The organism is Agathobacter rectalis ATCC 33656 (assembly GCF_000020605.1).
In the GTDB taxonomy this organism is placed as follows: domain Bacteria; phylum Bacillota; class Clostridia; order Lachnospirales; family Lachnospiraceae; genus Roseburia; species Roseburia rectalis.
On record NC_012781.1, the window covers coordinates 2524102 to 2543706 of the forward strand.

Annotated in this window: 19 protein-coding genes and 1 pseudogene; all 20 read right to left on the reverse strand. The window is 33.5% G+C overall.

The annotated features are described in order from the left end of the window. Positions 1-125: 125 nt before the first annotated feature. Positions 126-650: pseudogene (locus EUBREC_RS17050) on the reverse strand (IS66 family transposase); the annotation flags it as partial. A 101-nt stretch (positions 651-751) separates the two neighbouring features. Continuing rightward, positions 752-1171: a GNAT family N-acetyltransferase gene (locus tag EUBREC_RS16690; RefSeq protein WP_012743464.1), complete on the reverse strand. Its 420-nt coding sequence runs from the start codon at positions 1169-1171 to the stop codon at positions 752-754. Further along, the gene (locus EUBREC_RS11905) at positions 1168-2028 is read right to left on the reverse strand and encodes a LicD family protein (RefSeq protein WP_012743465.1); all 861 of its coding nucleotides are present in this window, start codon (positions 2026-2028) and stop codon (positions 1168-1170) included. Before EUBREC_RS11905 ends, EUBREC_RS16690 begins: the two co-directional genes overlap by 4 nt. A 5-nt stretch (positions 2029-2033) precedes the next feature. Continuing rightward, positions 2034-3302, reverse strand: coding sequence for an adenylyltransferase/cytidyltransferase family protein (locus tag EUBREC_RS11910; RefSeq protein WP_012743466.1), 1269 nt, complete (start codon positions 3300-3302; stop codon positions 2034-2036). 21 nt (positions 3303-3323) lie between these two features. Then, positions 3324-4397: a pyridoxal-phosphate-dependent aminotransferase family protein gene (locus tag EUBREC_RS11915; protein WP_012743467.1), complete on the reverse strand. Its 1074-nt coding sequence runs from the start codon at positions 4395-4397 to the stop codon at positions 3324-3326. 15 nt (positions 4398-4412) lie between these two features. After that, positions 4413-5618: a CDP-glycerol glycerophosphotransferase family protein gene (locus tag EUBREC_RS11920; protein ID WP_012743468.1), complete on the reverse strand. Its 1206-nt coding sequence runs from the start codon at positions 5616-5618 to the stop codon at positions 4413-4415. Positions 5619-5621: 3 nt separating this feature from the next. After that, positions 5622-7082: a lipopolysaccharide biosynthesis protein gene (locus EUBREC_RS11925; RefSeq protein ID WP_012743469.1), complete on the reverse strand. Its 1461-nt coding sequence runs from the start codon at positions 7080-7082 to the stop codon at positions 5622-5624. Between the two features lie 15 nt (positions 7083-7097). Continuing rightward, on the reverse strand, positions 7098-7601 hold the full coding sequence (locus EUBREC_RS11930; RefSeq protein WP_012743470.1) for an acyltransferase: 504 nt from the start codon (positions 7599-7601) through the stop codon (positions 7098-7100). Next, on the reverse strand, positions 7585-8433 hold the full coding sequence (locus tag EUBREC_RS11935; protein ID WP_012743471.1) for a LicD family protein: 849 nt from the start codon (positions 8431-8433) through the stop codon (positions 7585-7587). Before EUBREC_RS11935 ends, EUBREC_RS11930 begins: the two co-directional genes overlap by 17 nt. Beyond that, positions 8423-9538, reverse strand: a complete 1116-nt coding sequence (locus EUBREC_RS11940; RefSeq protein ID WP_148207810.1) for an O-antigen ligase family protein — start codon at positions 9536-9538, stop codon at positions 8423-8425. The genes EUBREC_RS11935 and EUBREC_RS11940 overlap by 11 nt, the downstream gene beginning before the upstream one ends. A gap of 92 nt (positions 9539-9630) precedes the next feature. Then, positions 9631-10194: a serine O-acetyltransferase gene (locus EUBREC_RS11945; RefSeq protein ID WP_012743473.1), complete on the reverse strand. Its 564-nt coding sequence runs from the start codon at positions 10192-10194 to the stop codon at positions 9631-9633. Position 10195: 1 nt separating this feature from the next. After that, on the reverse strand, positions 10196-11299 hold the full coding sequence (locus tag EUBREC_RS11950; protein WP_012743474.1) for a glycosyltransferase family 4 protein: 1104 nt from the start codon (positions 11297-11299) through the stop codon (positions 10196-10198). Between the two features lie 38 nt (positions 11300-11337). Next, positions 11338-12417 carry a glycosyltransferase family 1 protein gene (locus EUBREC_RS11955; protein WP_012743475.1) on the reverse strand — a complete coding sequence of 360 codons (1080 nt, stop codon included), beginning with the start codon at positions 12415-12417 and terminating at the stop codon, positions 11338-11340. Beyond that, the gene (locus EUBREC_RS11960; RefSeq protein WP_012743476.1) at positions 12417-12908 is read right to left on the reverse strand and encodes a glycosyltransferase; all 492 of its coding nucleotides are present in this window, start codon (positions 12906-12908) and stop codon (positions 12417-12419) included. The genes EUBREC_RS11955 and EUBREC_RS11960 overlap by 1 nt, the downstream gene beginning before the upstream one ends. Before the next feature lie 11 nt (positions 12909-12919). Continuing rightward, positions 12920-13378 (reverse strand): PssD/Cps14F family polysaccharide biosynthesis glycosyltransferase, encoded by a 459-nt coding sequence (gene pssD, locus EUBREC_RS11965; RefSeq protein ID WP_012743477.1) that lies wholly within the window; start codon positions 13376-13378, stop codon positions 12920-12922. Continuing rightward, entirely contained in the window at positions 13379-14674 is a 1296-nt protein-coding gene (locus EUBREC_RS11970) for a hypothetical protein (RefSeq protein WP_041254185.1), read from the reverse strand. A gap of 87 nt (positions 14675-14761) precedes the next feature. After that, on the reverse strand, positions 14762-16207 hold the full coding sequence (locus tag EUBREC_RS11975; protein ID WP_012743479.1) for a sugar transferase: 1446 nt from the start codon (positions 16205-16207) through the stop codon (positions 14762-14764). A 162-nt stretch (positions 16208-16369) separates the two neighbouring features. Further along, entirely contained in the window at positions 16370-17659 is a 1290-nt protein-coding gene (locus EUBREC_RS11980; RefSeq protein WP_012743480.1) for a type III PLP-dependent enzyme domain-containing protein, read from the reverse strand. Between the two features lie 5 nt (positions 17660-17664). Next, on the reverse strand, positions 17665-17895 hold the full coding sequence (locus tag EUBREC_RS11985) for an acyl carrier protein (RefSeq protein WP_012743481.1): 231 nt from the start codon (positions 17893-17895) through the stop codon (positions 17665-17667). A gap of 1 nt (position 17896) precedes the next feature. Continuing rightward, positions 17897-19543 carry an AMP-binding protein gene (locus EUBREC_RS11990; protein WP_012743482.1) on the reverse strand — a complete coding sequence of 549 codons (1647 nt, stop codon included), beginning with the start codon at positions 19541-19543 and terminating at the stop codon, positions 17897-17899. Positions 19544-19605: the final 62 nt, after the last annotated feature.

Genomic DNA, 19605 nt, shown 5'->3' on the forward strand with positions numbered 1-19605 from the left:
AAATCCATTATCTGATATCAATATTTTTTCTAAAATTAATGATATTATCTGTATAATCGGATACATCTCCCTTAAATACACTTGATGTTCCTGCATCAAAAATGCTTGCGCCTAATTTTCTTAATATTTTTCCATTTTTGGGCATACTTCACCGCTGTCTCGAAACGCCTTCCCTTATGTGGCTTCTGCTCGTCAAGCCAATTCCAGAACGTATCAAGTATCGGTTTTTCTTTTTCAAGACGATAGGCTTTTCTCTGCTCAAATGTGTGCTTCTTGTTCTGTGATCTGCGCTCATACTCAAAAAGCTTTGAACAGAACTGGACTCCCTATACTGCCAGATTGCTGTAATCATACTGCTTTCCTTTTGACACCGCATCAATGAAGTATCTTCTTGTATGAGCCCAGCAGGAGCAGCGCCTGATACTAGGGAGATTATTATAACCCTGATAACCATCCGTTTCCAGGTATCCGTCCGAAAAACAATCAAGGAAATCAACTGCATTGTATCTTGCCTTTGTTTCCGTGTAGTGGTAAAGGACGATAGGCGACAGTCCATCTTCACCTGAGCGGAACTGCCACATGAAAGAATCAGTTTCGAGATTTCATTCGGGCTCCTTCAGTACCTGTATTCGTGTCTCATCTGTCATCAGCTTAATCCCATTCCCATTATCATTCCAATGAACACTTTGCCTCTTTCAAAAATTTTGTACTCAATGTTTTTCATCTTTCCCAGTTTCTATTCATCGACATATTATAAAGGCTCCTTTATAAAAACTGTAGTCTTTTTTTTAGAAAATCCAAGATTTTGATAAAATACATGTGCATTTTTTCTAGAATTAGCACTTGTCAATTCAACTGTACTGCACCCCATATCCTTTGCAGTTGAAATCAACCTCTCTATCAAAGCTCGCCCTATACCGTGCTGTCTGTATTTTTCATCCACTGCAACATAAGAAATATATCCATATTTATATGTTCTAACATAATCCCTTTTAATCTCAAGAAACGCACAGCCAACAACCGTATTGTCTATTAGAGTGAGAAAAATCATTTTGTCATGACATAGATAATTATTTTCTAAATCTTCCTTACTAATCTTTGAATCATATGTATCTCTTAGCAACGTATACAATCCTACATACAAATCAGATGAATATTCTATAATATTCACACTATCATCTCCTCATCCTGAAACTTAATCTTGGAAAATGGTGAATGTTGCTCCCTTTTATCCTTTGGAGGCAATTCCATGTATTTACCATAAATATACTTTAGTACTTCATCATATTCCTTGGAACTATACAATAACCTACCCTCAAATAAATATTCTGCTCTATTTGTGAACCAGCTCTTCGGCATACTATATCTTGTCTTCAATGAATTCTTCTTATATAACGTCCCTGTAGCAGGAAATGACAGACATCTAACTCTATTTGGTGTTATATTTTTACTCTTAACAGCATATTTATTTAGTCGACTAAATACCCATTCTACTGGGATTTTTGCCAACACACTATACCACAGCTTCATGAATCCAGTCGATTGTACTCTTGCAACTTCTGACCATAATATTTTTCTGAGACAATACACTTTTCTATCCTGCACAATTTGGCCTAAAGTACTCAATGGAACATCATCCATTGGAAAAACATCCACAAAAATTCCTGTCTTGTTTTTCAAATGTTCCTGTCCTACTCTGACATATATAGTATTAGTTCTTCTAAGCTTGCCATATCCCCATCTGTACTCCGGATCGGTATCATGATCCTGAAAATAACATATTTCAGAATTCATTTCTGATGCATATTTCTTAAAAGTATCATAATCTTCTCTAAGCATACCTATATCAGCATCATCATCCCATGGAATATATCCCTTATGTCGAACTGCTCCAAGCAGACTTCCTCCAAATAACACATAATTAATATTATGTTTTCTACACACCTTATCAAATTCAACTAACATATCCAATTCTGTTAATTGCATTTTTCTAAATTGTTCTGGTGTTAACTCTTTTGCTTTACTCATGTCTATTAACTCAATTCCTTGTATTTTCTTTTGCTAAAACGTTCAATGACAGTTGCTATGTTCAAAGAGATGTCATCTTTTAAATAATATCCTCTCTTCTTATTTTCAACTGCTCTAGCAAAAGCAACAATTTCATACCTAATCCCTTCACCATCTAGTTGATAAAAATACTTTTTGTTCTCATTTTGATTCTCATACCTTATTTCAAAGTATTCAGTTTTCCACCATGGCGCTGGCACATAAATATATCCTTTTGTTCCCGTAATAATTAATTCTCCCTCTGACTTAGCCGCCTTTGCTACTTTTGCAGTTGCCACCATTTTATCATACTCAAACGATATCTTTGTAAAAGCATCAAAATTTGCTTTTTTATCAAACAGCTTTGTCACTATCTGCATATCATTATACTCTACTCCAGCCAACTGAAATATCGGCAACAACGCTGTTGGTCCCCAGGCACAAATGCTATTCTGTTCATTTTTCAAATCTGTTATTCCAGTTACTCTATTGCTGGTACAAACAGAATCAATAGAAAGAATTTCTCCAATGTGTCCACTTTTTGCCAAAACTAAAAGCCTTGAATAGGCCGTAGAATACGCTGTTTTAATTCCATCTACAAGTATTAACGAATTATTCTCTGCATATTCTATAAGCTCCTTGCATTGAATTGTGTTCATCGCAATCGGCGACTCACATATTACATGCTTTCCCTTCTCTAACGCTCTTTTAACGTCACTGTAATGTTTTTCCGGAAGGGTTGCAATATAAACCGCATCAACTCCTAAATATTCTTCATCACACTCTTTATATTCCACTCCATTGACATATGAAACTTCTTTAATAAATTTATCACACAATCCCTTATTTCCAATTGTTCCTATAAAAATCTTACGTTTTTCTGCTCTGATTTCAGAACTTGAAACCCCCTCTGTGCGATCTAGATATACAACTTTACAATATGCATTTAGATAATCAAACTTTCCCTTCCAGTCTGAGCCTACCGTAAAAATGTCAACTCCATATCTTTGTATATCATCAATTTTCTGACCTTCGTATTCTTCTACTATTATCTCATCCGCTAATCCCGTTGCCCTGACAGCTTCAATCCTTTCCATCAAAGACTGTTGAACATTAATCTTCCCCCTAGTCTTATCAAAATCATCTGCAGTAACGCCGACAATCAGATAATCTCCAAGCTCTTTTGCTCTTTCAAGCAACCTGATATGTCCATAATGTAGCAAATCATATGTTCCATATGTAATCACTTTGGTCATAGAATATATCTCCTTTCGAGATTATAAAAGATTTCTCTTTTGTAAATCTTTAAAAGCATTAACTAGTGTAGTATTATCTTCATGTGTTAATGCCCCTATATGTCCAACTCTGAAAATAGTATCTTTCATTTCCCCACCATTAGGACAAATCCATATACCATATTCATCTTTAAGCTTTAGAAAAATATCATAAGCATTTGCTGTCGTCGGGTGTACAGATGTAACCCCATTGGCTGGACTTTCTGATACAAGTTCAAACGGCAAATCTTTAATCTTTGCCCTAAAATCTGCCGCCTGGGATGCAATCCTTGCAACTTCAGCATCAGCTCCTCCATGCTTTTTAATTTCTTTAAGTCTCTCATTAATTTGAAGCAAAATTCCAACAGCAGGAGTAAAAGGTGTCTGACCTCTTTCCTGATTCTTCAAGGCATCCTTCAAATCAAAATACATAGTCCTTACCTTAGACTTTTCAACCCTCTCAACTCCACGAGGCGCTAATACAATTACAGAAATGCCTGGAGGGCATGCCAAAACCTTCTGAGAACCTGTAATCATAACATCTGCACCACACTCATTCATATTGAAAGGATCCGCTAAAAAAGCAGAGACACAATCACAAACAAAAAACATATTATTTTTCTTACAGAATTCACCAATCATCATTGTATCATAAAGCACTGCTGTGGATGTTTCATCCACATTTACAAGTAAACCAGTGAAATTCTGATTGTCATATTCATAAAGCTTTTCTTTAGTAAGTTTTTTTCCATGCTCTAATTTTAAAGCCACATAAGGTATTTCATGTATTTCGCAAAGTTGAACAAAACGATGCCCAAAGCTGCCTCCGTCAATTACTAAAACCTTGTCCTTCTTAGTAAAACAATTCATAACAACAGCTTCCATAGATCCTGTACTTGAACATGTCATAAAAACTGCTTTTGATCCCTCCGGTGCTTTCGCATACTCTAACATAAATTTTTCATTTTCTAACATTGTAGATGAAAATTCCGTTGTTCTAAAATAGGGAACCTGCTCTGCCCCTATAGCTCTTACTTCTTCCGAAGACATTACTGGTCCTACTGTAAAATTTAACATTTCTATTTCTCCTTTTTACAATCCCATAAATTCAACAATTCGTTTACAGTTGTTCGTATCATGATATTTATAAAATATATTTCTCAATTTTTCTCGTTTTTCTTTATATTCATCTTTTTCAAGAACAACATCATTAATAAAATCTTGAAGGTCTTTAAAATTATATATTTCTTTACCGGCTATCAAAGGCTCAATATCATCAACAACAAAACCTAATTTATAATCATTTACATCTGATAAAACATATGCTAATGGCCTGTCTAACTGAATAAATTCATATGCTGCTCCCGAATAATCACTTATCATTGCATCACAGCAACTCATTAATCTATAATTATCTACTCTAATTTGTTTCACTTTATCACCTGTTAAAACTTTGATGTTTGACGTATCATATATTTTTAGGTCTTCTAAATTCTGCATAGGATGAATTTTAATAATTAATAAAACATTTGAATTATTAAGTAACTCATTTAAATTCTCATACTCTTTTATATCATTAATTAATGGAATACCTAAAGGCTGTTCCCTCTCAGAATCATTTCTATTATATCCTCCTCCCTTTCGAAATGTTGGCATCCATAAGACAACTTTTCGAAACTTATTATCTGTAATCTTTTTCAATTCATCATGGTTGTCTGACAACAATACATCATGTGAAGGGAATCCCAAATATACTAATCTTTTATCATTTTCAGACATAGAAAGCTGATCTCTTTCTATATCTGAATAATCTTCACACATTCCCAAAATATAATCCACTGTGCTAGGAATTCTACCTATACCCTTAGTATTTTTTAAACCTCCCGCACCATGTCTAAAGAAAAACGATTTTTGCTCATCTCGCAACTTTGGAGTAATAAAATTATCTGCTGTAAATATTTTGGCTATATTAATATAGTAATCTTTCATTATACTAGGTTTAAATATATAAAAATACCTAACATTATATGGTAATTTAAATTTTTTATTTACTTTATGTTTTAATAACCATATTATCTTATATTTTTCATTATAGCCTTTTTTTATTAAATAATCATAAAATGCGCCTCCTTCTGCATCAAAATCATTATGGCTTTCTATTATTATTATATTTTTTAATTCTTTATTTTTTAGAAATAAATATAACATTTTTTGTATAACAATATCAATTTTATATTGATATATAACTAAAATAGTTCTTTTCAGTCCTTTTTCTTTTATATAATTAACTATATTCATACTTTAGCCTTTCATTTTAATTATAATTTCAATTATTCGATTTTTTTTACAAAAACATAATAACATTATTAAAAAAATAAATCCATATCTAATCAGCATATCCTTATATGTCATAGTAATTAAAATCATAATAAACACCAAAAATACCGATATAATCAAAATCATTCTTATATCAAACACATATTTCATTTTATTATTTTTTATTATAACAGAATAAAAAATAAAATGCATAATAGCAAGACAGATATAACTAACCAATGTTGTATAACCCGCAGCACAAAACCCAAATAACTTAATAAAAATTGCATTTAATACCAAATTTAATACTGCACTAATAAAAGTAGCTATTGAAATTAATTTTGTCTTTTGATAGTAATATTCCACATTACTAAACATACTATATAAAAAAATAAAATAAACAGATAACGAAACTGGTGGAACAACATATACAGCTTCCATATATCGTTTTCCAGCAAATATAAGTATTACTTCTGGAGCAAACAACATAGTTACTAAACATAAAACAGCGATCAACAGACAAATTGGTGTTGTAACATTTATAATTTGTCTTCTCAATATATTACAATTTATTTTTGTATTTTCATATTCGTCAAGTTTTTTATAAATAACAGGTGTCAAGGAACTATTTACTGCACTAACAATTAAAATCATCATCGTCGAAATAGTATACGCAACACTATATAATGCTGCTTTATCATTTCCAACCATTTTTCCTATCATTACCCTGTCAGATTGACTTAACACGTAATTAGACAAATAATGCGGAATCAATGGTATATTAAAAGCCAGTGCATATTTCCAGTATTTTTTTGAATATATTTTTTTTCCATTAAGCATTAAAATAAAAAATAATATTCCGGCAAAAATAACTTTAGAAATTACATCGGTGTACACACGTGCTTCAACCTTATAATCCGTATTTATAACCGCAATAACACCACCGCCGAGACTTAATATTGTCATCGCAATTGATACTACAACATATTTTTTATATTTAAAATCAAATCTTTCTTTAGCAGCCCAAAACTCTAAAGCTGGCATAAACAATAATTCTAAAAACATTGCAAACATCAAAATTGGTGGCAATTCAAATAATGTGGTCCACAAATTTGGTTTAATTAAATATATTATACCAAAAAATAATGTTATTGTTGTAGTTAAACCTAATTGTGAAGATGTAAAGGCTTTTCTATCATTTCCAAATAATAACAATCCCTTTTGATATCCACTTAAAAATATATTCAATGACGTAAAAATAAAAATAATACTATACCATGATTGAAAAATAGTAAATGTTCCATACTGTTCTTCAGTCATAACCCTTGTGAAAATAGGAGTAGATAATAACGCTATTCCCTTATTTATCACATTACATATTGTATACCATATTGATGCTTTTACCGGTTCTGATATTTTATTATATTTATTCAATAATTTATTCATATACAATCTTACCAGTTAATGAAAACGTTCTTCCTTTTTCATTTTTAAATAATGTTCTTTGTCTCTAGTTTTAAACGGAATGGCCGGATGCCCTCCTGCTATTGAATATGCAGGTATATCCTTGCATACAACTGATCCAGCCTGTATAATGGCTCCCTCTCCTATTACACAGCCTCCCAAGATTATTACATTATTTCCCAGCCATACACAATCACCAATTTTAACATTCTTAGTTATATAAGAGTTGTCGTAAGGTATCTGCTCTCCTTCATAATTATGAAATGAAGTTATAATCTGGCACTCCGTCCCTGAATGAAAATAATTTCCAATCTCAACCTTTCCCTGTCCCAAAATCGACATTCCATTAAAACACACCCCATATCCAAGATACGTATTTGAATTAACAAACGATTTTCCGCCTACATATAATTTTTCACCACAAGCAGCAGCTTTCATTTTTATTCTTTTTTGATAATAAATCTTTGCCCATAAAGCTTTTCCTCTAGATATTATTCCCATATAGCATATCCTCCAACAATCCATCATATAATCCAAAATCTATTTTATAATTCGAATGAACAATTCTTTCTGATTCAGGTGGTAAACTCATATAGTCCCCATATAATGACTTCAAATATGCATCATATTGTTTTATTCCATAAAACTCAACTTCTTCGAACCTGAATAATTGCAAATCATCCAACCATGAATTCATAATTAAATCATTAGGATAATCACTAATAATACACTGGGTAGTTTTAGTATTATTATATTTATCCAATAACTTACTTCTGGATTGTTTTATCTGTTTAATGGAAAAGAATTTTGAAACGAATTTTACCATTTTATATGACAGCTTAGACTTATGTTTTTTCTCACCATAACCGCATTTTACCCATAATATATTTTTCATTAAATGATTTTTAAACAAAAAAAGCTTTCTTTTTAGTTTACAATCCGGAATATTGTCGTGAGGAAATAAATCCACAAATATACCATGTTGTATTTTTACATTTTTAGAAAAATCTTCAATTATTTCAGTTCCTTTAAGCTGCAACTTTGCAAAGTCAAAGGCATAATATTCTTCTGTTTCCGGTGTCTGTAGAAAAAATTTATCCTTATTTAAATCTTTATCACATGCCTTAATAAATTTTTCATAATCTTTTCTTTTAAAGCCAATATCAAAATCATCATCCCATGGAATAAATCCATTGTGCCGTACTGCACCAATCTGGGTTCCTCCATTAATAAAATATGGAATATCATTTTTTTTACATATTCTTGCAACCTCGCATGCTATAATCAAAATTGCTCTTTGAAGTTTTTTTTTCTCTTTATCGTTAATACTCATCTCTGCTTGCACCTCTGTTTTGAACTAATTTAGGTAAATATGCCACAATACATAAAATATAACTAAAATAGAAATATTCCATAACACTTTCAAAAGTCATTACTATAAGAATAATTGCAATAAATGTTGAAATCTGATAGCGTATTTTTTTACCTTTTAATTTATCTATTGTACTCATTGCTATATATAACATATAAATAAATGCCGCAAAAAGAATAATACCTCCGTCGTTTAAAATTTGTAAAATCTGATTATGCATATAATTCATGCCTTGTCCATCGCCAACCCAATAGCTCCAAAAAACCTTAATTAGAACCCCATTAGCTCCATATCCATATATCGGACTTTTAAAAAAACTTTCTATTGCTTTTGCCCATATAAAACCTCTTCCATTTAAAGAGAATCCTGCAATCTCAAGAGATGACTTTCCAGCACATATAATAAGGAAAAAAATAAAATTTAAAAGTAAATATAACGATAAATAAACTCGTCCTTCAAGTGCTATTGAACCATAAATTTTAAAGTTACCAAGTATTTTAAAAAGAAGCAATAAAATTATAGATATGTACGCTGCACTCGTAAAAGACATTAACATATTAATATATGATAAAATCATAAGAAGTACATATTTTTTTTTATTACCATTATATACCTCATATTCTATGTATGCCGTTAAAATTGCTAACATTCCGATCTGAACAGCTGTCTGAACATGTCCTATAAACAGTAGGTGATTAGATATTGGTCTAAAATATGTCGGCCAAAACAATGGACTAAAAATTGTACTATTCAATACAAAAATAATAATCAATATATTATTTGTATATTTTATTATTTGCAATGGATTTTTTTTTAAATAATATACACTAAATATACACAAAGCCGGAGTTGCAAACAATTTCTGTAATGCCCCGGAAAAACTTTGTCTAACTAAAAAAGTTATTATAATTATTATAGAAAAATATAAAATCATACTACCTACAAAACTATTAATTTTAATTTTTTTTAAAGTTAATAATTTTGCAATTGCAACTATATAAATTATGCCTACTGATAAATATAACCATGCTGTGAGAAATAATTTATAAAAACTAAAATATTCCAAAAAACCTCTCGGACACAGAAATGGAATCAATAGAAAAATCAATATAATATTCTTATATTTCAACCTATTTATCACACTAGCTCCTCCATCCTTTATTTATACCAATAAATAAATTTGTCAGAATTATTCTTACTTATTATTTTAGCTGGAACGCCACCAACAGTTACTCCCTTTTCTTCTACTGATTTAACTACTACTGCATTAGCCCCAATTACACATCCATCAGCAATTTTTACTTTTCCCATCACCTTGCATCCTGATGCTAAAAAAACATCATTTCCTATTATTGGAGCATCACTCCCCCCTGAGGCACCTATCGTAACACCCTCATGTATCCTGCAATTTTCTCCTATAACAGCACACTGATTTATATTAATGCAATTAAAATGAGCTATGCTAAGTCCTTTATCGCAAACATTTGGACCAATTGAAATTCCTAATTTAACACCTAATATATGCCATCTTAATTTATAAAATTGGAGAATAAGCTTCTTAGCTTTAGACTTTGAAGTATTCAACCAATATTCATACTTTCTAAGTGCAATCTCATATTTCCAAATTTCGTCAGTAAATGGTCTTGGGTATTTTCTTGTTATCCCAAGTTGTTGTTTGTCCTGCTTTAAATATTGCTTTAAATCTTTTTTGTTCCTTATCAATTTACATCATTCCTTTTAAAGTTTTTTCCAAATTATCTATAGTACAATTAATACTAAATTTTTCAGCGGTCAATAAACAATTATTTCTCATTTGTGTAATTAACTTTGGATCCAACTTTATAAATTTATACATACATTTATATAATTCATCATCATTTGTCTTAGAAGTAATGAAACCATTGTAGTCATTCTCTATAATCTCAGGTATTCCTCCTACATTATTAGCAACGCAAGGTACTCCATATGACATAGCCTCAACTATAGAAATCCCAAATACTTCCTGACAAGTAGATGGATATATAAATAAATCAGTCTTTCTTAAATAGTCACCAATATTTCTTTTTGCTCCTGTAAATTCTATAACTCCTGTTAAATCCAATTTTTGAACCAGCATTTCCAATTCATTTCTAAAAGAGCCGTCTCCAATTATCCAAACTTTAATGTTTGAATCGTCATTCAATAATTTTTTTAATGCGCATACAAATAAATCCAAACCTTTGATTTTTTCTACTCTGCCAATATAAGTAATACGGGTATAATTATTCTCTAATTTTATGCTATCAATAGATATCGCTGACACTTCGACTCCATTATAGATCACTTTCGTTTTTGTTACATCAATATTGAAATTATCTAAATATGATCTTCGTCCAGCTTCAGAAACAAATATTATCTTATCAGATATCTTCAGTGCCTCTTCTATATTCCATTTTGCTATTTTATTCTTAATCCATGATCCATAATTATAATTCAATTCCGGATCAAAGCATGAATGTATAGTCATAACAAATTTTTTATTTTTAAATCTTTTTTTTAATGCACAATAATAAATATGCAACGCTATGGTACAATGATGCGTAACTATTATATCAGCTTTTTCTGCTAATTCGCATAAGCTTTCCCATCTTTTTTTTGATATTTTTTTTGAAGAACATTCTGCAAAAGAGATTACATCAGCCCCTGATTTCTTCATTTCTTTATATATTTGTCCGTCTTCAAACATAAAGCAAAATGTATTGTCATAATTAGCATACTTAGCAATATTGCTACATAACTGTTCTATTCCGCCTATTCCACCTGCAGATAATAAATTTAAAACTTTCATTTTTCTTCCTATCAATCATTATTTTATCCAATTTGTCACTAGGATTTATAAATTTTCTCTAAAATTTTAGCATTATCGTATATATCAAAGCCATTTTTTCTAACCAAACTAATTGCTTTTTGAGAATTTTCCAATCTGTTTTCTTTTTCTAACATTTCCAAAATATCATTAGTCCAAATATAAGGTGCTTCCTCAAGCGATTCAAATCTAACCATATTCGTAATATTACAATCCTCTGTAATAGTATTAGATAATAATGAAGGCAGACCATTTATCTGCCATTCAATTGCCACAAGTGGCAGTCCTTCAAACAGCGATGGTAAAACCATTATATCCATTGCTTGCATATAATCATTTACATTATCAACAGTTCCCACAAATATAACACTTTTTCTTATATCTGAAACGTTTTTCATGATTTCATCTTTTAAAGGTCCATCTCCAATCAAAAATAATTTTGCATTTGGTTTTCTATTAAGTACTTCTCTAAATATCTTTATTAAAAACTTATGATTCTTTTGTTCAAAAAATCCACCAACATGTCCGATTGCTATACAATCTGATATATCCAGCCTTTTTCTCATTTCATTTCTTTTTTCTAATGAAAATGAATATTTTTTTACATTTCTACCATTTTTTAATACTTTAAACTTTCGATTACCAAACAGCCACAGCCCAGCTTCATTGCCACATGCCAACGCATCAGTATATAATAAATTAAACAATGGTCTAAGCATTTTATCTGCCCTAACCTGATCGCATCTTGTATTGTGAGAATGAGCAATTCTTCTTTTACATCCTCCTAAAAATCCTGCTAATAATTCTATGCTCAAAGTAGCACTATTTCCATGTGCATGAATAACTTCTATATTATTTTTTCTTATAAAATGCGCCAAAGAAAAAAAATAAACAATTGGGCTTTTTCTCCTAGACGGTAGCTGAACAATTTCACATCCTAATTCTTCTATTTTTTTTTCAATTTTGGATTCTGACATAATTGTTGAGACAACATAGATTTTCAAATCTTCTCTGTTCATAGCTTCTAAGTAAGATGTTATTACGCTAGTAATCCCATCATATATCAGTCCAACAGTACTAACTATAATTATTTTCTTCATTACATCTCTTCTACAATTTTCTCTAATTCTTCACAAAATTTTGCATTATTACTATTCATACCATGTTGCATACTTGTAACTATTTCATCATAATTAGTTATATACTCCTCCAGTTTTCGAATATCTTCTACAACAATAATTGTTCCCATTCTCTCAGCCACATTTCTTGCAAACTCAAGCTGATGATCATTAACATGTTCATCAAACTGATGTTGCCTTGGTACCACTATAGGTGTCTTTCCCATTTGAAGCGGCATAATGAAGCTAGCTGGTCCGCCATGAGTTATAACTATATGTGCTTCTTCTATATTATTAACCATTTGTTGATAAGGTATCAATTTACTCCATTGACAATATTTAGGTTCATAAGTACTGAATCCCGTCTGTATTAAAACATCTTCTTTTATAATTTCGTTTTTTTTCAGATCATCAATAGCTTTAACCAGTCTATTAAATGGTTGCTCATGTGTTCCTACTGTTACAAATATCATAATTTACCTTTCTAAAAAATACTTCCCAAATTTATTGCTTTGGGATATACTTTCTTCTGTTCTTCCCACTGCACTATAAACTTATCAACTATTGGATACACCATCTTCCCTGTCATTGTTGGCTTATCAATACGATCAAAGACCTCAATATAAATCAGCTTTGCTCCTCGCAACTTACCTAAATAAAAGAATGGTACTGCAACAGCTGCACCTGATGATATTATAATGTCTGGATTTTCCTTGCGTAAAACTCGCCATGCAATTATTGTATTCTTAATCAAAGCTTTAATACTTCGATTAGTTGGATAAAAACAAGGATACATTTTTTCTCCTTCTAAAAGACTTCTTGCATCTTCTTTATCGAACGTAACCCAAAAACGATTCTTGTCTTTCCAAAATGGCTTTAGCATATATAAGTGAGATAAGTGTCCCCCCGACGAGCCCACCAAACATATTTTAACATTCTTCATTTATATTACCTCAACATTCCCAATTACATCTATATGATAATTTTTTCTTTCTAAAACATCTTTAACAATATCTACAACACTATCATTATACGGATGTGTCAATAAAACCACCTTATAATTTTCGACTTTATTTTTCATAAATTCAACATCATTCATTTCACCATCTAGAATTTTGACGTGAACATTCTTATCTGCAACTTTCTTTATAGCATCAATAAAGAGTTTTCCTAATTTGTCATCAACTTTTCCCGAAAAAATCAAAACATTACCGGCTTCGACATTTAACATAATTTTTGCTGCTATAAGTTCAATGCTATCCGTTTTATTAATTTTCCGAATATTATCAGCCAGATTTCTAAATATTCCACCTTTTGTTTTTGTTATAACCTTCCCATAATTTATTATATTTAATTCCTCCCATATTGCATCATTTGAGATTAATTTACCTTTTATTGCATATATAATAATTATTATTGCAATTGAACAAATTATAGCCAATATCATGCCTGCTAAAATGTATTTAATAGAAAATTTTACACTTACCTCTTGTTGTTTTTCATCAGTATCACTCTTAATTGCATTTTTCTGACTATCTGTAAATGAGCCATATAATGAGTCTAATTCCGTCTTCGCTGTATTCAAATTTGTCATAACGGATTGCTGACGACTTTCCACTTCTGTACTATAAATATTAGATTTCACCTCATTTGTCTTTGTCAGGTTAAAATTATATGTGTCCTGAAGCTTTGCGGCAAACTCCTCTATCCCACTCTCAGCATTTTGTTTCATTTCAACAATTTCAGATGTCTCTGCGGTCCATATAGTTACAGTAAATACATTCACCCCATTCTCAGTAATAACATAATTTTTGGTAATAGAATTATCACAGCTTATCAAATCATTATCTATAGCTTCAATTCCACCGCCATTTATCCAGTCTTTAAACACTTTTACAATTCCATTTACATCAGTTGTAGAATCAATACCGTCTACCCTATATGTTATAATTTCCTGAACTGTATTATAAGGATTCAATTTCATAAAATCTGATTTATCCACATACTCTTCCATATTTTCATAAGCACTTTGCTTGCTAAGATATGTCTCAACCTGCTGTTTCTCCTCATCTGTAAGTTCCGTTACTATATTTGTATCCTTTAAATCCCTAACATATTTATATGTCGGAAAGATTACAGCACATAATGCAGCAACTAAAATAATTATTGCAAGTTTCTGCACTATCTCTGCAAATAAATCTCTTAAATCTATGGTTCTCTCTTCTAATATCGAATTCATCTTTAATCCTCTCATATGCACAAATTATAGTACAGTATACCTCATATCCAGCAAATATTCAATATAAAACATTATATGCTTCAATTGCTACTTCGAACCTTTTTTACATAACACCACCTGAATAGTTTTAAACAGTATCCTAATGTCCATTCCAATTGACCAGTTCTCTATATACTCAGTATCCAGCCTTACCACTTCCTCAAAATCAGTTATATCACTTCGTCCACTGACCTGCCACATTCCTGTAAGCCCCGGTTTCATACTAAGTCGTATCTTATGATGCAGGTCATACTGTTCATATTCGTTTACTGTTGGAGGACGAGTTCCTATAAGACTCATATCTCCTTTTAGTATATTCCAAAACTGTGGCAGTTCGTCAATGCTTGTCTCTCTGATAAAATTGCCAATTCCTTTTCCGGGTCCTTTCTCTGATCCTATGATCCTCGGATCATTTTCCATCTTGAACATGAGTCCCTGCATTTCATTTTTTTTCATAAGATCTTTTTTACGTTCTTCTGCATCCATATACATAGAGCGGAATTTGTATATATAAAATACTCTTCCGTTTTTTCCAACACGCTTTTGTTTAAAAAACACAGGGCCTGGAGATGCAATTTTGATAGCTGGCGCAACAAAAATAAACGCTATAGCAGTAATCATAAGTCCTACTATCGCACCAATTATATCTGTAATTCTCTTTATAGACAGTTGCCAACCTGTTGCCGTATTTATTGATGCGGTTATCGCATCAGCCTCTCCCATTTTCTCAATAAAAGCGTTAGGGAGATTATCTGGAAGATATCCCATGCCTATGTGTACAACAATTCCCATCTGCAAGAATATATCAGAGAGTTCTGTCAACTGCTCCTTGCTATTGCACACATCGATAAACACATCATCCACAACATTTTGCCTAACGTATTCCAGTAAGCTATTTTTTCCATAGATAATAGGAATATCCGTTTCTATAATATTATCCTTTGCATCAGCCAATTCGCGTTCTATATAAATTGCACTTATCTTATAATCTCTATAATCTTTATGTCGTAATTTTGCTGTCAGCTCAACAATTCTGTCTTCTGTAGTAATCAGGAGCATACTTGACTGATTCTTTTCTGCCATAACTCTTCTACGAATAACTTTTTTCCATGCACACCTGCTAAAAAAACACAAAACAATAGCGCATCCCCAACTTACAAGAAATACTGTTCTTGAAAGCAGATAAGCTTCCTGCGTCATATATTCATATATAAGAAGTAATACCTGAACTATTGTAATATGCTTTGCTGTAGCAATAATCTCCTGCCACTTATTACGCTGTATAATGCCTTTATAATTATTAGTAAAAAATAATACCGCTATATCAATAACTCCAAGTACAATGCATAATCTCATATACATTCGTGGAAAATAATATTCATGCCCTACATGTCTAAGTACATACGCAAGCATAAATGCAATTTCCATACATATAATATCTAATAACTCAAAATCCAAATGTTTAAGCCATTCAGAGTTTTTTTTTCGATACATAAGCACCTCCAAAATTCAATATACCCTATTATTTTATCACACATTTTCTAATTTTAAAAGAATAATATTAATGAGCCTGAATTATTGCCTGAATTATCCTGAATTATATATATTAAAACAAAAATCTCGTGGTTCTTATTAATCCACGAGATTTCTATTAAATTAAATGCAGTCAAACATATGTGCTCTGTTTATATCCGATGCAGCCACATAGCCTCTCAGCAATTCAAAACCTTTTTGCTTTGAATATGCATATACAGCCGGTAATTTTCTTGACAGGAACAATACCGGAGCTTCCGTTACCGAATATGCTCCACAATGGCCAAATTCTATAATATTATCAATTTCCAGTCTTGGTAAGACAACTTCACGCACCATGACATCTGCAACTGTACATAAACTTCCACACAAAGTATAGTCCTCACAATCATTTGCTTTCTGCATATTTTTATTAATAATATCGTTCATACATTCATATCCGACCATACCAAGTACTCTACATACATCAGATGATTTTTCAAGTTCCCATTCAATACCATCAAACACCTTAATCGGCGGCACCTGCATTGCCATCCTCTGCCCAAAGTAATTCAGATGGTGGATTCCTCCATCCAGAATCGCATAGTTGGCATCGCCTGTCGATTTAATGTCCTTTACCTGTGTGTAATATTTACCGCATGAGGCTGCAAGGAAACGTCCCATCTCAATGCCAAGCGGATATTCCTCGGCAAATTCTCTAAGCACCTCTGCTGCCTCATCAAGTGATTGTTTTTCCTTTTCCTGCCAGTCATCCTCGAAATACTCCACGCAAAGTCCCGGGCCATACTCTACAAGCTGTGGCTCAAAGCCGTATTTTTCTTTTAATCCGGTCAGTGCAGACTTTATTTTTTCCAAGTCCTTATTTATTTTGCGAAGACTCTTCTGTGTGCCGGAATAGTAGTGAATGCCTATTACCGTGATGCCCTTAAACTCATCCGGATGCGAAATGATATATTCAATATCCTCAAGCGACATGCCAAACTGGTTGCCACTTGTCAGGCGAAGTATGACCTGTGCTTTCGTTTCGGCAAACTCGGCTTCATGCGCACCTTCCTGTATACATTCAATCATCACTTCTGATATCAGCGCCGCATGTCTTATGCTTTCACAGGTCAGTATGCCGGCGCCATATGAAACTGCTCGCTCTATATCGCATTTTTCCTTCATCACACCTGAATAAATGATGCTCTCCGGCTTCACGCCCAGTGCTATACATATCTCAAGCTCTCCCGGGCTGCACACCTCCACATGGTCTAAGCCCTCCGGCAGCCTGTGAAGCAGAAATGGGTTTGCCTTTATCGAAAAGCAAAGCGGTATCCTACGTCCTCCTTTACAATCAAGAGCAGCCCTTATCATGGCTGCTCTCTTTGCAAACTCGTCCGTATCAAATACATAGTACGGTGTCTGTCTCATATGCTTTATTCCTCCACAAGCTCTTTCACAAGCTTCTCGATTGCATCAACTGAGTTGAAATTCTCAGGAACCAGATCCTTTGGTCTGATTGTGATGTCAAACTCATCAGTCAGCTCCGATACGAGTGAAACTATATCAAATGACTCAAGAATCTTGTCATCGATCAGCTTTGTCTCCTTCTCAAAATCCACATCCGGTCTTAATTCCTCTAAAATCTCTAAAATTGTGTCTCTCATTTTACATTTCCTCCAGTTTTTTCATATCATATTTTCCGTTTGGAAGCTTAGGAAGCTGCTCCAGCTTCTTGATTTTCCTTGGCACCATAAAGCCCGGGAGCTCGTCCCTCAGCGCCAGCGCGAGGCTTCTCCTGTCACAGTCACCTGTGTAGAAAAGTATCAGCACCTCTTTTGCTTTATTATATATAACGCAGCTTTCTGCGACTCCCTCTACCACATTGGCGGCATGCTCCACCTCATCAAGCTCCACACGGTGTCCCATGTGCTTTATCTGGCGGTCCATACGTCCACAGAAATGAAGTATGTCGTCCTCATCGAGCCTTCCGTAATCCCCTGTGCGGTACATCCGCTCAGGATAAGCCTTGTTGAGTGGATTGAGTGTAAATGCCGCAGCTGTCCTCTCCGGATCATTATAATAACCCAGCGCCAGGATTGGTCCACATACGCATATCTCGCCCTGTTCTCCGACAGCCGGCTCATTTCCATGCTCATCTATCAGGAAAACCCTGTAATTGTCATAGGCTTTTCCTATAGGAAGCACCTCGTCCTCTTCCACTGTATGATCCACGCTATAGTATGTGCATGATGCTGTGGCCTCTGTCGGTCCATACTGGTTCACAAAATGTGCTTCAGGCAGATTTTCCTGCCATTTTCTGAGCACCCTGCACGGCATCACTGAGCCTGAGAAGCAGATTTTTCTAAGACTCTTAAGCCCTACTTCCTCAAATGCTCCAAGCGATGTGAGGATGGTAAATGCCGAAACACTCCAGCCGACACTGCTGACCTTCTTATCATTCATGTAATCAAACAGGGCATTTGGCTCCATAAAGTACTCTTTCGGGATAATAGCTGTGCTGCAGCCGGTCTTTAGCGGCAGATAAATGTCCCTGATTGCCGCAATATAGTCAAGCGGCGACTGATTGCCCAGCACATCACTTTCCTCTATATGCATTACATCACAGTAAGCGTTGATGTACGTCATAAGTGACAGATGCGATGTCATGACTCCCTTTGGATTGCCGGTGGAGCCTGACGTGTAGATGATATACAGCGGGTCTGTCATGGACATCTGCCTGCGGACTGCTGCGAGCTTCTCCAGTAAGCTGTCATCTGTTTTTCCTGCACAGCCTGCCACAACACCACCATCTGTATCGTTCTCACTATCCGTCACAGCGTCTCCTGCTGATTCACCGATTTTACAATTACTATCAGCACACGCCACCTGCTCGAAGCGCGATATATCCTCAGCAATAAATATCTGCGGTCTATCGAAGCCTTCTGCCTTTACTAGCTCATCCACTATGCTCTCCACATGCTCAAGACTTTCCCTGTTTGCAACAATAGCCCTTGGGCACAGATTTTCAAGAATTTTCTCAATTCTCTTGTCAGGAAGCGATGCGTCAATCGGCGCATACGGTCTGCCTGCATATACCACTCCCAGGAAGTATGCCGGTGTCACCATTTTCCTTCCGGCAAATACTGCAACAGGTGTTCTGTCCACTCCAAGCTGTTCTATCAGATATGCTCCTGTATTTCTTGCTATATCATACACCTGCGCAAACGTAATGCTGCATTCAGTATCCGAAAATGCAGGCTTGCCAGGGTATTTTTCTACTGTGGCCTCAAGCCACTCCAGTACGTTTTTCATCTTAGTCCTCTTTCATGCATTAATAAACGTTGCCGAAAAAATTATAGCACATAACATCCGAA

What these genes read in the sequence shown, in the direction of transcription:
- EUBREC_RS11905 (WP_012743465.1), bottom strand. Translation starts at nt 2,028, where the DNA reads ATGAGTAAAGCAAAAGAGTTAACACCAGAACAATTTAGAAAAATGCAA.
- EUBREC_RS11910 (WP_012743466.1), bottom strand. Translation starts at nt 3,302, where the DNA reads ATGACCAAAGTGATTACATATGGAACATATGATTTGCTACATTATGGA.
- EUBREC_RS11915 (WP_012743467.1), bottom strand. Translation starts at nt 4,397, where the DNA reads ATGTTAAATTTTACAGTAGGACCAGTAATGTCTTCGGAAGAAGTAAGA.
- EUBREC_RS11920 (WP_012743468.1), bottom strand. Translation starts at nt 5,618, where the DNA reads ATGAATATAGTTAATTATATAAAAGAAAAAGGACTGAAAAGAACTATT.
- EUBREC_RS11925 (WP_012743469.1), bottom strand. Translation starts at nt 7,082, where the DNA reads ATGAATAAATTATTGAATAAATATAATAAAATATCAGAACCGGTAAAA.
- EUBREC_RS11930 (WP_012743470.1), bottom strand. Translation starts at nt 7,601, where the DNA reads ATGGGAATAATATCTAGAGGAAAAGCTTTATGGGCAAAGATTTATTAT.
- EUBREC_RS11935 (WP_012743471.1), bottom strand. Translation starts at nt 8,433, where the DNA reads ATGAGTATTAACGATAAAGAGAAAAAAAAACTTCAAAGAGCAATTTTG.
- EUBREC_RS11950 (WP_012743474.1), bottom strand. Translation starts at nt 11,299, where the DNA reads ATGAAAGTTTTAAATTTATTATCTGCAGGTGGAATAGGCGGAATAGAA.
- EUBREC_RS11955 (WP_012743475.1), bottom strand. Translation starts at nt 12,417, where the DNA reads ATGAAGAAAATAATTATAGTTAGTACTGTTGGACTGATATATGATGGG.
- EUBREC_RS11960 (WP_012743476.1), bottom strand. Translation starts at nt 12,908, where the DNA reads ATGATATTTGTAACAGTAGGAACACATGAGCAACCATTTAATAGACTG.
- pssD (WP_012743477.1), bottom strand. Translation starts at nt 13,378, where the DNA reads ATGAAGAATGTTAAAATATGTTTGGTGGGCTCGTCGGGGGGACACTTA.
- EUBREC_RS11970 (WP_041254185.1), bottom strand. Translation starts at nt 14,674, where the DNA reads ATGAATTCGATATTAGAAGAGAGAACCATAGATTTAAGAGATTTATTT.
- EUBREC_RS11975 (WP_012743479.1), bottom strand. Translation starts at nt 16,207, where the DNA reads ATGTATCGAAAAAAAAACTCTGAATGGCTTAAACATTTGGATTTTGAG.
- EUBREC_RS11980 (WP_012743480.1), bottom strand. Translation starts at nt 17,659, where the DNA reads ATGAGACAGACACCGTACTATGTATTTGATACGGACGAGTTTGCAAAG.
- EUBREC_RS11985 (WP_012743481.1), bottom strand. Translation starts at nt 17,895, where the DNA reads ATGAGAGACACAATTTTAGAGATTTTAGAGGAATTAAGACCGGATGTG.
- EUBREC_RS11990 (WP_012743482.1), bottom strand. Translation starts at nt 19,543, where the DNA reads ATGAAAAACGTACTGGAGTGGCTTGAGGCCACAGTAGAAAAATACCCT.